The 12,976-nt window shown below is 71.6% G+C and carries 10 protein-coding genes; 8 read left to right on the plus strand and 2 right to left on the minus strand.

Going from position 1 to position 12,976, the window contains the following annotated elements; translation table 11 throughout:
* The first annotated feature begins 62 nt into the window (after positions 1-62).
* The 7 genes from D8M34_RS13825 to D8M34_RS13855 all read left to right on the plus strand — a co-directional run bounded on the left by D8M34_RS13825 (position 63) and on the right by D8M34_RS13855 (position 9,008).
* On the plus strand, positions 63-2,486 hold the full coding sequence (locus D8M34_RS13825; protein WP_446723733.1) for a S8 family serine peptidase: 2,424 nt from the start codon (positions 63-65) through the stop codon (positions 2,484-2,486).
* Positions 2,487-2,711: 225 nt separating this feature from the next.
* Positions 2,712-4,997, plus strand: a complete 2,286-nt coding sequence (locus tag D8M34_RS13830) for a carbon starvation CstA family protein (protein WP_126894287.1) — start codon at positions 2,712-2,714, stop codon at positions 4,995-4,997.
* Between the two features lies 1 nt (position 4,998).
* Positions 4,999-5,244, plus strand: coding sequence for a YbdD/YjiX family protein (locus D8M34_RS13835; RefSeq protein ID WP_081811614.1), 246 nt, complete (start codon positions 4,999-5,001; stop codon positions 5,242-5,244).
* Between the two features lie 29 nt (positions 5,245-5,273).
* The gene (locus D8M34_RS13840; protein ID WP_126894288.1) at positions 5,274-6,455 is read left to right on the plus strand and encodes a sensor histidine kinase; all 1,182 of its coding nucleotides are present in this window, start codon (positions 5,274-5,276) and stop codon (positions 6,453-6,455) included.
* Between the two features lie 8 nt (positions 6,456-6,463).
* A complete protein-coding gene (locus tag D8M34_RS13845; protein WP_126894289.1) occupies positions 6,464-7,183 on the plus strand; it encodes a LytR/AlgR family response regulator transcription factor in 720 nt (239 codons plus the stop codon).
* Positions 7,180-7,554, plus strand: a complete 375-nt coding sequence (locus tag D8M34_RS13850; protein WP_126894290.1) for a heavy metal transporter — start codon at positions 7,180-7,182, stop codon at positions 7,552-7,554. The genes D8M34_RS13845 and D8M34_RS13850 overlap by 4 nt, the downstream gene beginning before the upstream one ends.
* Positions 7,551-9,008 (plus strand): sodium/solute symporter, encoded by a 1,458-nt coding sequence (locus D8M34_RS13855; protein ID WP_085604875.1) that lies wholly within the window; start codon positions 7,551-7,553, stop codon positions 9,006-9,008. The genes D8M34_RS13850 and D8M34_RS13855 overlap by 4 nt, the downstream gene beginning before the upstream one ends.
* Positions 9,009-9,462: 454 nt before the next feature.
* On the opposite strand, the gene D8M34_RS13860 is transcribed toward D8M34_RS13855, so the two are convergent.
* Positions 9,463-10,380 carry a pirin family protein gene (locus D8M34_RS13860; protein WP_085604878.1) on the minus strand — a complete coding sequence of 306 codons (918 nt, stop codon included), beginning with the start codon at positions 10,378-10,380 and terminating at the stop codon, positions 9,463-9,465.
* Entirely contained in the window at positions 10,377-10,745 is a 369-nt protein-coding gene (locus D8M34_RS13865) for a GNAT family N-acetyltransferase (protein ID WP_025104661.1), read from the minus strand. Before D8M34_RS13865 ends, D8M34_RS13860 begins: the two co-directional genes overlap by 4 nt.
* A 105-nt stretch (positions 10,746-10,850) precedes the next feature.
* Here D8M34_RS13865 and recQ point away from each other — a divergent pair, with 105 nt between their 5' ends.
* The gene (gene recQ, locus D8M34_RS13870) at positions 10,851-12,878 is read left to right on the plus strand and encodes a DNA helicase RecQ (protein WP_164498179.1); all 2,028 of its coding nucleotides are present in this window, start codon (positions 10,851-10,853) and stop codon (positions 12,876-12,878) included.
* Positions 12,879-12,976: the final 98 nt, after the last annotated feature.

Genomic DNA, 12,976 nt, shown 5'->3' on the forward strand with positions numbered 1-12,976 from the left:
GGCGGACAGTTCCGCGGCGCGATGGTCAGGACTGGGACGAGCGCGACTACTCGACGAAGCTCATCGGCGGGCAGTACTTCTTCGCGGGAGCCCAGGCGGCCGGGTTCGACTTCCAGTACGACTACCTCTCCCCGCGCGACGGCGACGGTCACGGCTCGCACACGGCGAGCACCGCCGCGGGCAACTTCGGAGTGGACGCCGAGGTCGAGGGTGTCGACTTCGGAACGGTCTCCGGTGTCGCGCCCGGGGCGAAGGTCGCGGCCTACAAGGCCTGCTACGTCGGCCCGGACACGACCGTGACGACGGATGACATCTGCGCCCTGAGCGACCTCGTGGCCGCGATCGATCAGGCCGTGGCGGACGGTGTCGACGTGATCAACTACTCGATCGGCGGCGGCGCCGCGAGCACCGTGATGGCTCCCGAAGACCTCGCGTTCCTCAACGCCGCAGCCGCCGGTGTCTTCGTCGCGACCAGCGCCGGCAACGACGGCCCCGATCCGGTCACCGCCGACCACGCCTCGCCGTGGTACACGACGGTCGCCGCCTCCACCATCCCGACGTGGGAGGGCACCGTGCAGTTCGACGGCTTCGAGCAGGCCGGGGCCTCGGTGACCGTCCCGTTCGGCGACAGCGTCTCGGGACCCTCCATCGCCGCCGTGGATGCCGCGGCGCCCGGTGCAGTGGATGCGCAGCTGTGCCTGCCGGGCACCCTCGACCCGGCGAAGGTCTCGGGACACATCGTGGTCTGCGACCGCGGCGGCAACGCCCGCGCGGAGAAGTCTCAGGTCGTGAAGGACGCCGGGGGCATCGGCATGGTCCTGGTGAACGTGCCCGGTGGTGCGGATTCCCTCGACAACGACTTCCACGCCGTGCCGACCGTGCACCTGAACGCGGCGCACCGTGCGGCCGTGCTCGCCTACGTGCAGGGCGGCGTCGATCGGCCGATCACCCTCGTCGGTGAGAACACCACCGGTGTGACCACGCCGACCCCGCAGATCGCGGGCTTCTCGAGCCGCGGACCGGTCCTCGCCGACGGCACCGACGTCCTCAAGCCGGACATCGCCGCTCCGGGAGTGGCGATCCTCGCCGCCACGCACAACGCCCCGGGTGAGGACCCGACCTTCGGCATCCTCTCCGGGACGTCGATGGCCTCCCCGCACATCGCGGGCCTCGGTGCGCTCTACCTCGGGGAGCACCCGCGGGCGACCCCGGGCGAGATCCGGTCGGCCCTGATGACGACCGCCTCCGACACCGTGCTCCCCGACGGCTCGAAGAACACGAACCCGTTCGAGCAGGGTGCCGGACAGGTCGATGCGACGCGGTTCCTGAACCCCGGTCTGCTCTACCTGAACGGCTTCAAGGACTGGGCGGCGTTCCTCGACGGGAAGGGGCTGTCGGACTTCCCCGGCATCGACCCCATCGACGGCAGCGATCTGAACCAGGCATCGATCTCGATCGGGTCCCTGGCCAGCGCGCAGACCGTCACCCGCTCGGTCACCTCGACCGAGAAGGGTGTGTTCACGGCGAAGGCCTCCGTCCCCGGCGTGAACGTCACCGTCACGCCGTCCCAGCTCTCCTTCGACAAGCCGGGGCAGACGAAGACCTTCACGGTCACGTTCGACAGCACCACCGCGCCGGTCGAGCAGTGGGCCACGGGGTCGCTCACCTGGACGAGCAAGAAGAACACGGTGCGCTCGCCGATCGCGGTCTTCCCGGTCACGGCGGATGCCCCGGCCGAGATCACCGGCAGCGGCGTCGACGGCAGCACGACCGTCGACATCACCCCCGGCCTCGACGGCGATCTGGCGCTGGGCGTCTCGGGTCTCACGCCGTTCCAGCTCCTCAGCGACCCGGACAACCCGGTCGAGGGGCACTCGGGCAACGAGAACTCGGGCGACGCGAACAAGGACGTGTCCTGGATCGTCGACGTGCCGGAGGGTGCCACGCTCTCGCGCTTCGACCTCGACTCCTCCGACGACGAGGGCAGCGATCTCGACCTCACCGTCTACCGGGTCGTGAGCCCGGACGACCTGCGCTACTACGAGCGCTGGCAGTCGGCGACGGGCTCGGCCGACGAGCAGGTGACGATCCCCGCACCGACCGCGGGCACCTACCTCGTCGTGGCGAACGTGTACGCGACCACCGGGCCGATGACGTGGGACATGACCCACGCCTCCGTGCTCCCGGACGGGGAGGGCTCGTTCACCGCGATGCCGAACCCGATCGCCGCGGTCCGCGGGGAGCAGACGAGCTACGAGCTGAGCTGGACCGGTCTGACCGCCGGAACCCGCTACCTCGGACTCGTCCAGTACGGTGACTCGGCCGTGCGCACCGTGGTGACGGTCACGACGCCCGCGGATGCCCCGCCGACGCCGACTCCCGCGCCGAAGCCGTCGCCGACTCCCGAGCCGACGCCGGATCCGACCCCGACGCCGGGGCCGTCTCCGGAGCCGACCGCGCCTCCGGAGACCGACGCCCCCGGGTGATCCGGGAACGGTTGCACGACCCGGTCACGGCCGCACGAGGGAATCCCTCGTGCGGCCGTGCCGTCGTCTCCGGGTCGTGCAGACGTGCCGGGCGCAGATCGTCCGGCCCTCCGTTCGTCGCATGGCCCCCGCCGCTCGTCGCAGCGTCCTCGGATCCGGGCATGACGGCGGGGCGCACTCCCTACCGTGGGGAGACGCAATGATGCGCCCCCAGAGGAGAACCCCATGACCGCACCTTCGTCGCGCCGCCGCGACGGCGCCGGGCTCGTCGACGGCGACCCCGTCATCGAGACCGACCCGAACCTCCCACCCGTCGCCCTCTCCGCGGAGCACGAGGCCAAGAGCCGCCGCTGGACCCTGCCGAAGATCCTGCTGTGGACGGCCATCGCCCTCCTCGGCGGCGTCGCCTGGGTGATGCTCGCCATCGTGCGCGGAGAGACCGTGAACGCGATCTGGTTCGTGTTCGCCGCCGTCTGCACCTACCTGATCGGCTATCGCTTCTATTCCAAGGTCATCGAGCGGTACATCACCCGCCCCGACGACCGCCGCGCCACGCCCGCCGAGGTGAAGCAGGACGGCAAGGACTACGTCCCCACCGACCGCCGGGTGCTCTACGGCCACCACTTCGCCGCCATCGCGGGCGCCGGACCGCTCGTCGGCCCCGTGCTCGCGGCGCAGATGGGCTACCTCCCCGGCACCATCTGGATCATCGTGGGCGTCGTGCTCGCGGGAGCCGTGCAGGACTACACGGTGCTCTTCTTCTCGATGCGGCGCGGCGGCCGGACCATCGGCCAGATGGCGCGGCAGGAGCTCGGCAAGATCGGCGGCACTGCGGCGATCATCGCCTCGCTGCTCATCATGCTCATCATCGTCGCGATCCTCGCGCTCGTCGTCGTGAACGCCCTCGGCGAGAGCCCGTGGGGCGTCTTCTCCGTCGCGATGACCATCCCGATCGCCCTCTTCATGGGCGTGTACCTGCGCTATCTGCGCCCGGGCAAGGTGACCGAGGTCTCGATCATCGGCTTCGTGCTGCTCATGGCCGCCATCATCGGCGGCGGCTGGGTCGCCGGCACCGAGTGGGGCCAGGCGATCTTCCACCTCGACCGCACCACGATCGCGTGGGGCATCATCATCTACGGCTTCATCGCCGCGGTGCTGCCGGTCTGGCTGCTGCTCGCGCCCCGCGACTACCTCTCCACGTTCATGAAGATCGGCGTCATCGTGATGCTCGCCGGCGCGATCGTCCTCGTGCGTCCGGAGATCTCGGTCCCCGCGGTCAGCATCTTCGGCGAGAACGGCATGGGCCCGGTGTTCGCCGGTCCGCTCTTCCCCTTCCTCTTCGTGACGATCGCGTGCGGCGCGTTGTCCGGATTCCACGCGCTGATCGCGTCGGGCACGACCCCGAAGCTCGTCGAGAAGGAGCGGCAGACCCGGTTCATCGGCTACGGCGGCATGCTCATGGAGTCGTTCGTCGCGATCATGGCCCTCGTCGCCGCGATCTCGATCGACCAGGGCATCTACTTCGCCATGAACGCCCCGGCCGCCGCGACCGGGGGCACCGTGGAAGGAGCGGTCGCCTTCGTGAACTCGCTCGGGCTGACCGGGGTGAACCTCACGCCCGACATGCTCACCGGCACGGCGGCTGCGGTCGGCGAGGAGTCGATCGTCTCGCGCACGGGTGGCGCTCCCACGCTCGCGCTCGGCCTCGCGCACATCATGCAGCAGGCCCTCGGCGGACAGGCGCTCATGGCGTTCTGGTACCACTTCGCGATCATGTTCGAGGCCCTGTTCATCCTCACGGCGGTGGACGCCGGAACCCGGGTCGCCCGCTTCATGCTGCAGGACTCGATCGGCGCCTGGTTCCCGAAGTTCCGCGACGTCTCCTGGCGTCCCGGGGTGTGGATCTGCACCGCGATCATGGTGGCCGGCTGGGGAGCGATCCTCATCCTCGGCGTCACCGACCCGCTCGGCGGCATCAACACGTTCTTCCCGCTGTTCGGCATCGCGAACCAGCTCCTCGCGGCGATCGCGCTCGCCGTGGTGCTGGCCATCGTCGCCAAGCGCGGTCGCAGCTACTTCCGGTGGCTGTGGATCATCGCGCTGCCGCTCGCGTTCACCGCGGTCGTCACCATCACGGCCTCGCTCTACAAGATCTTCTCGCCGGTGCCGGCGATCGGATACTGGGCGAACCACTTCCGCTACCTGGAGGCGCTGAACTCCGGTGACACCACGCTCGGCGCGCCGGAGGTGCTGCAGGCCGTCATCCGCAACACCGCGGTGCAGGGCACGCTGTCGATCATCTTCGTGGTGCTCGCGATCATCGTCATCGTCATGGCCGTCATCGCGACCGTGAAGGCGATCCGCAACGGCGGCGGCGAGAACACCGAGGACCCGCCCGTGCCGTCCCGCCGCTTCGCCCCGGCCGGGTTCCTCCCCGACGCGGAGGAGCGCGAGCTGGAGAAGCAGTGGGAGCCGATCCTCGCCGAAGAGCGCGCGGCGGCACGGCACTGAGATGACCTCCACGGTGGATCGGACGGATGCCGCGACCTCCCCGCTGCGGGCGCTGTGGAGCGCCCTCGGCCGGGTCGGCCGCGGCATCCGCTGGTACATGACGACGCTGATGGGCGACACCGCGTACGCCACGTACGTCGCCCATCACCGTCGGCATCATCCGGACGAGGAGCCGCTGACGGAGCGGCAGTTCTGGCGTCAGCGGATGGACGACCAAGACCGCAATCCCGGTGCCCGCTGCTGCTGACCCTGCCTGCGCGTCCCTAGGCTGAGCGCATGAACGACGTCGTCCTCGCCGCGATCCTCGGCGCGCTCGGCGGCATCGCCCTCACGGCGCTGCTGCTGCTCGCCCGGCGGTTCGCCCGCGGCTCGGCCGACCTCGGCAGCGAGGCGGAGCAGGGGGCGCTGCGGGCGCTACACCAGGCGAGTCTCGCCGCTCCGCACCTCCGCGGCGGATTGACCGGGCCGGATGCCGTCAAGGCCGCCCGGCACCTGCGGGCTCTGCTGGGCAGCGCCGCGGTCGCCATCGTCGGCGAGGACGACACGGTCACCCTCGACGGCGCCGCGGACGGGCTCGAATCCGCCGCCGTGCGCATCGCCGCCCAGGTGCGCGGGTCGGGGCGGCGGCAGGTGTTCCCCGCGCCCTCGCGGACGGACGACCTGGAGGCGGTCGGCGCGCCCATCCTCGTCGACGGGGTGCCGGTCGGGGTGGTCGTCGCCTTCGCGTCCCCGGTGCGGGCCGCGCTCGTGCGGGCGGCGGAGGAGGTGGCCGACTGGTGTGCGGCGCAGGTCGAGCTCGGTGGACTCGAGGCCTCCCGCACCCAGCTCGCCGAGGCGGAGCTCCGGGCTCTGCGTGCGCAGATCTCCCCGCACTTCATCTACAACGCCCTCACCGCGATCGCCTCGTTCATCACGACCGACCCCGACCGGGCCCGTGACCTCGTGCTCGAGTTCGCCGACTTCACCCGCTACTCCTTCCGCCGGCATGGGGAGTTCACCACGCTCGCGGAGGAGCTGGGCAGCATCCACTCCTACCTCGAACTGGAGCGCGCGCGGTTCGGCGATCGCCTGCGGGTGACGCTGCAGATCGCGCCGGAGACGCTCGCGACGGTCATCCCCTTCCTCTCCGTGCAGCCGCTCGTGGAGAACGCCGTGCGGCACGGCCTGGAGCCGGGGGAGGGCGGCGGCGAGATCCGCATCACCTCCCGCGACGACGGCACGCACACCGAGATCCTCGTGGAGGACGACGGCGTCGGGATGGACCCGGGCGGCCTGCGCGCGCTGCTCACGGCGCGCGAGGAGGGCGGTCACGTGGGTCTCCGCAACGTCGACACCCGCCTCCGCCAGGTCTACGGCAGCGGGGGCGGTCTGGTCGTCGAGACCAACGCCGGCGCGGGTACCCTGGTGCGCATGCGAGTCCCGAAATCGCAGCCCCTCCACGACCCGGACGACGACTGAGGAGCGGCATGATCGACGTCCTTGTCGCCGACGACGAGCAGCCGGCCCTCGATGAGCTCGTGCACCTGCTGCGTGCCGACCCGCGCATCGGCGAGATCCTCACCGCGGCAAACGGCGCCGACGCGCTGCGTCAGCTCTCCGCGCGTGCGGTGCGGATCGCGTTCCTCGACATCCACATGCCGGGCCTGCTCGGCACCGAGCTCGCCCGCGCGCTCCTCGGTCTCGCGGAGCCGCCCGCGGTCGTTTTCGTCACCGCCGACGAGGCCCGTGCGGTCGAGGCGTTCGAGCTGCGCGCGGCGGACTACCTCCTCAAGCCGGTCCGGCGGGAACGCCTGCGCAGCGCCGTGGACCGGGTGATCGAGCAGGAGGCCGCACCGCGCGGCGAGGACGAGGTGTTGCCGGTGACTGTGGGCGCGTCCGTGCGGTTCGTGCGGCGCAGCGACGTGCGCTGGGTGCAGGCGCAGGGCGACTACGCGCGCCTGCACACCGAGGACGACGGGCCCGGCCACCTCGTGCGCATCCCGCTCTCCGAGCTCGAGGCCCGGTGGGCGCCGGCGGGATTCCTCCGCATCCACCGTTCCACGCTCGTCCGGATCGCCGCGGTGACCGAGGCGCGGCTGTCGGGCGGGGAACCCGTCGTGGTCGTCGGCACGGCCGTGCTGCCGGTGAGCAGAAGGCTCGTCGCGGCGGTGCGGGAGGCCCTCGTGCGCGGAGAGGGGGCCGGATGACCGAGGCGCCGAAGCGGGTGCGCGTCACGGCGGACACCCCGCCGCGCCGCTCCTCCGCCGCCACCCGGGGGATCGCGCTGCCCGGTGCCCCGGTCGCGGAGGCCGATGCCGTCTACGCCCGTGCCCTGATGCGCAGCCAGCTCCGGCTCGCCCTCGGCACCGTCGCCGGCTTCGTGGTGGTCGTCGTCGCCCTGGCACTCGGGATCGCGCTCATCCCCGAGATCGACGCCGTCGTCCTCAGCGGGCTGCCGCTGTCGTGGCTCCTCCAGGCCTTCGCGTTCTACCCGGTGATCCTCGTCTTCGCGGTGCTGTACGTGCGTACGGCGGTCCGCAACGAGCGGCGGTACCGCGCCCTGCGGGACCGCGAGTGAACGCCGTGCTCGACCTCGTCGGGGTCGCCCTGGTCGTGATCGCCACCCTCCTCATCGGCGTGTACGGGCTGCGGGTGTCGCGCACGACGAGCGACTTCTTCGTGGCGTCGCGGACGGTGCGCCCGGTCTGGAATGCCTCGGCCATCAGCGGCGAGTATCTCTCGGCCGGCACCTTCCTCGGCCTCTCCGGGCTGGTGCTGCTGGACGGCGCCCGCGGCTTCTGGTTCCCCATCGGGTACGCCGCGGGGTACCTGCTCGTGCTCGTCTTCGTGGCCGCGCCCCTGCGCCGCAGCGGGGCGTACACGATCCCCGATTTCGTCGAGGCCCGGCTCGACTCGACCGCCGCGCGCCGTGTCACCAGCCTCGCGGTCCTCATCATCGGCTGGCTCTACATCGTGCCGCAGCTGCACGGCGCGGGCATCACTCTCGTCGTGGTCGCCGGGCTGCCGGAGTGGGTCGGGGCCGTGACGATCGCGGTGCTCGTGGCGGCGGCGGTCGCCGCGGGCGGCATGCGCGCGATCACCTTCGTGCAGGCCTTCCAGTACTGGCTCAAGCTCACGGCGCTCCTCGTGCCGGTGGTGTGCATCGCGTTCGCCCTGAGCGGCGGGCCGCACGACTTCGATCCCGCGCTCGTCTTCCCCGCCGAGGCCGGGCCGTCCGGTTTCGACGCCTACGAGACCGCGTCGCTGCTGCTCGCCCTGCTCCTCGGCACGATGGGGCTGCCGCACGTCCTGGTGCGGTTCTACACGAGCCCGACCGGAGCCTCCGCGCGGCGGACCACCGTGATCGTCATCGCCATGGTGAGCGCGTTCTACGCCGTGTCGAGCGCGATGGGGCTCCTGGCGCGGATCGCCGCCCCGGACCTCGCGCAGCCGGGGATCGCCGACACCGTGGTGCTGCAGCTCCCGTCGCGGGTGTTCCCCGGGCCCGCGGGTGAGCTGCTGACGGCCCTCATCGTCGCCGGGGCCTTCGCCGCGTTCCTGGCGACCTCGGCCGGACTCGTGGTCTCGCTCGCAGGGGTCATCAGCCAGGACGTCTTCTCCGGCTCCGTGCGCTCCTTCCGGCTGTCCGCGGTGCTGTGCGCGCTCGTGCCGCTGGGGGTCGCGCTGCTCACGGTTCCCGCGGGGCTCGTGTCGAGCGTGGGGGTGGTGTTCGTCGTGGCGGCGTCGACGCTCTCGCCCGTGGTGCTGCTGGGTGTGTGGTGGCGTGGCCTCACCGCGCGCGGGGCGGTCGCGGGCATGGTGTGCGGCGGCGTCGCGACCGGGCTCGCCCTGCTCGTGCACGCCGCGGTGGACGGGGTCGGCGTCGCGGCGCCCTACCTCGCGCAGCCCGCCGCCTGGACGATACCGCTGGCGACCGGGGTCACGGTCGCCGTGTCGCTGCTCGACCCTCGTGGGCCCTCACCCCGCACGGACCGCTTCCTCGCCCGCGTGCACACACCCGACCGCGCCTGAGTCTGCTTCTGCCTCCTGTCCTGCTTCCTGGAACAGGCGGTCGCGCGGGTTCAGGCAGGTGAAAGCTCATCGAGCCTGAGCCGGCGCGAGTGCCTGAAGAGCGGAAGGGTGTGGTCGGGCCAGGGGCTCCAGCGCGACGGCAGGCACTAGCGCGAGAACAGTCAGGGAGCACCAGGGATGCTTGAACTGACGTGGGTGCCTGAACTGGCGCGTCAGCGAGGTCGCGCGCGAGGGCAGGCAGTGGCGTGAGAAGAGGCAGGGAAGGTAGAGAGTGCCTGTTCTGGCGTGGGTGCTTGTGCTGGCGTGGGTGCCTGTTCGGGCGCGTCAGCGGGATTGCGCGCGAGGGCAGGCAGTGGCGTGAGAACAGGCAGGGAGAGTCATGAGTGCCTGTGCTGGCGGGAGTGCCTGAAAGAGCGGGAGTGCCTGAATCAGAAGGAGTGCCTGTGCGGGAGGGTCAGAGGGTGCGGCTGCGCGGCATCAGGCGCACCGGGGGGAGCGGCGGCGCAGGGATGCGCTGGTCGTGCCCCTCGACGACGCCGAACCGGGGGGATGCGGCCTCCCAGTCCTCGCGGGCGGCGGCGATCTCGTCGTGGGAGCGCCCGGCGAAGTTCCACCACATGACGATCTCGTCCTCGAACGGCTCACCCCCGAGGAGGAACAGCAAGCCGCCCTCACTGCTGGTCACCTCGACGCCGTCGCGGGAATCGCCGAGGTAGAGCATGTCGTTGCGGGTCATCGCGTGCTCGGGGACGGCGGCGTCGCCCTCGACGAGGAGCAGCGCGTGCTCCCACTCCGGCCGCAGCGGCAGGCGCACCGTGGTTCCGGCGGGCACGACGATCTCCGCCCCGACGATCGGCGTGTGCACGGTCGCCGGCGAGCGCACGCCCGAGAACTCGCCGAGCACGACCGTGGCCGTGGCGTCCGATCCGGTCGAGGCCGGAAGGGTCGTCGTCGGCAGGTCGGTGTGCCGCTCGAAGCCGCCGTCCCCGTGGCGCGCGGACTCCGGGAGCACGACCCAGAACTGCAGCGCGTCGAGCGGAACGGGCTCGTCGCCGATGGAGTACTCCGAGTGCGAGATGCCGTTGCCCGCCGTCATGAGGTTGAGCTGTCCGCGCCGGAGGTCGGCATCGCTGCCCAGCGAATCGCGGTGCCGGATCTCGCCGACCAGCGGCCAGGTCACCGTCTGCAGACCGATGTGCGGATGCGGCTCGACGCGCATCCGGGTCTCGGCCGGGCCGAACCGGTCGAGGAAGCACCACGCGCCGATGGTGGGGAGGTTGCGATGCGGCAGCACCCGCAGCACCTCCATGCCGCGCACACCGCCGAGCGGCACCGCCCGGGGTTCGAGGACGAGGCGGCGCTGCCCGATCATTCCGCCCTGCCCGTGGGGTCCTCGTCCGCGCCGGCCGACTCTTTCTGCACCGGGGCGTCCGCCGTCGAGCCCGGGCGCTGCGGCCAGCGGATCTCGGCGCCGGGCACCTCGTGCGTCTGGAGGTACTTCGCGATGTACGGGCAGAGCGGCACGATCGCGTCGCCCGTCGACGCCACGTCGGTCAGTGCCGCCGCGGCGAGCTTCCCGGCCAGGCCCTGGCCCTGGAAAGCGGGGTCGATCTCGGTGTGCAGGAAGCGGATCGCGCCGGGGCGGGTGTCGAACTCGGCGAACCCGGCCAGCACGTCATCGGAACGGATCTCGTAGCGGGAGGCCTCGTCGTTGCGGGTCACGGTGATGTCGGTCATCGGATGCTCCTTCCGGCGTCTGGAACCAACCTACGCCCGGGATCGAGGGTGCGGGCCTGTGGAGGTCGCCGTGCCGCTGTCCGTCGGGGTGATTACGCTGGAGGGATGCCGCAGACTCCCCGCGATCCGTACGACGGATGGATCCCCGAGCCGGACGCGGCATCCGACCAGCCCTGGGACGACGGGTGGGAGCCGACCGAGCCGCCCGAGCCGATGGACTGGGAGCCGCAGGGCGCGGGCTTCGAGCCGCCCCTCGACTGGGGTCCGGGTCCGACGACCGCGGTGACCACCGCGCCGGCCGTCCGCCGCGCCACGCCCAGCCGGTATGCGACGGCCCGCGAGGCACTGCACACCGTCTTCGGCTACGACGACTTCCGCGGCGACCAGGCGGCCATCGTCGAGCAGGTCATCGGCGGTGGCGACGCCGTCGTCCTGATGCCCACCGGCGGCGGCAAGAGCATCACGTACCAGGTGCCCGCGCTCGTGCGCGAAGGCACCGGACTCGTCATCAGCCCGCTCATCGCGCTCATGCACGACCAGGTCGACGCGCTGCGCGCCAACGGTGTGAAGGCCGCGTACCTCAACTCCACCCAGTCGATCGAGGAGCGCCGCGAGGTCGAGCGCGCTTATGTCGCCGGAGAGCTCGACCTCATCTACGTCGCACCGGAGCGGCTGTCGAGCGCGCAGACCACCTCCCTCCTGCAGCGCGGCACGCTCAGTGTCATCGCCATCGACGAGGCGCACTGCGTGTCGCAGTGGGGCCACGACTTCCGGCCGGACTACCTCGCGCTCGGCGACCTGGGCGAGCGGTTCCCCGGCGTCCCCCGCATGGCCCTGACCGCCACCGCGACGCGGGCCACGCACAAGGAGCTCACCGAGCGCCTGCACCTCGACGCGGCGAAGCACTTCGTGGCGAGCTTCGATCGCCCCAACATCCAGTACCGCATCGTCCCGAAGGTCGATCCGCGCAAGCAGCTCGTGCAGTTCATCCGGTCGCAGCCCGAGGGGGCGGCGGGCATCGTCTACGCGCTCAGCCGCAAGTCCGTCGAGCAGACGGCGACCTATCTCGCCGCGCAGGGTCTCGACGCGCTGCCGTACCACGCCGGTCTGCCCGCCGAGGTGAGGGCGGCGAACCAGTCGCGCTTCCTCCGTGAAGACGGCGTGGTGATGGTGGCGACCATCGCGTTCGGCATGGGCATCGACAAGCCCGATGTGCGCTTCGTCGCCCACATCGATCTGCCGAAGTCGGTCGAGGGGTACTACCAGGAGACCGGGCGCGCCGGCCGCGACGGTGAGCCGTCCGTGGCATGGATGGCGTACGGGCTCGCCGACGTCGTGCAGCAGCGCCGACTGATCGATCAGAGCCCCGGCGACCGCACCTTCAAGATGCGCATGGGGCAGCACCTCGATGCGATGCTCGCGCTGTGCGAGACGGTGGAGTGCCGCCGGCAGAACCTCCTCGGGTACTTCGGTCAGGAGTCGCAGCCCTGCGGCAACTGCGACACGTGCCTCGACGACACGGCGACCTTCGACGGGCTCGTCCCCGCACAGAAGCTGCTGTCCACGATCGTGCGGCTCAAGCGGGAGCGGAATCAGGCCTTCGGTGCCGGCCACCTCATCGACATCCTCCGCGGAGCCTCGACCGAGCGCATCCGCCAGCAGCGGCACGACGCCCTCGCGACCTACGGCATCGGCGCCGACCTCTCCGACCAGGACTGGCGGAGCGTGGTGCGCCAGCTCCTCGCCCGGGGCATCCTCGTCGCGCAGGGCGACTACGGCACGCTCGCACCCGGAGAGGCCGCGGCCGGGGTGCTGCGCGGCGAGACCGCGGTACCGCTCCGGAAGGACACGATCGGACGCCCGTCGTCGCCGTCCCGCGCCCGGAAGGCGAGTGCCGCCGACGCCCTCGACGCCGGAGACCGGGAGCTGTTTGAGGCGCTGCGGGCCTGGCGCGCCGAGACCGCCAGGGAACAGGGCGTCCCGGCGTACATCGTCTTCGGCGACGCCACGCTCCGTGCGCTCGCGGAGCATCGGCCGACCTCGCACGCCGACCTCGACGGCATCACCGGCATCGGTGCGAAGAAGCGCGAGGCCTATGGCGACGGCGTCCTCGCCGTCATCGCCGCCTCCTGACTCCGACCCACCCCCTTCCGCGCGAGCCACCCCTGTGCGGACGCTCGCAGGGGGCCGGGATGCACGGAACGGGGTGGGTCGGCGGAGGTCCGAAGGTG

The organism is Microbacterium sp. HSID17254, from assembly GCF_003989315.1.
Classification (GTDB): domain Bacteria; phylum Actinomycetota; class Actinomycetes; order Actinomycetales; family Microbacteriaceae; genus Microbacterium.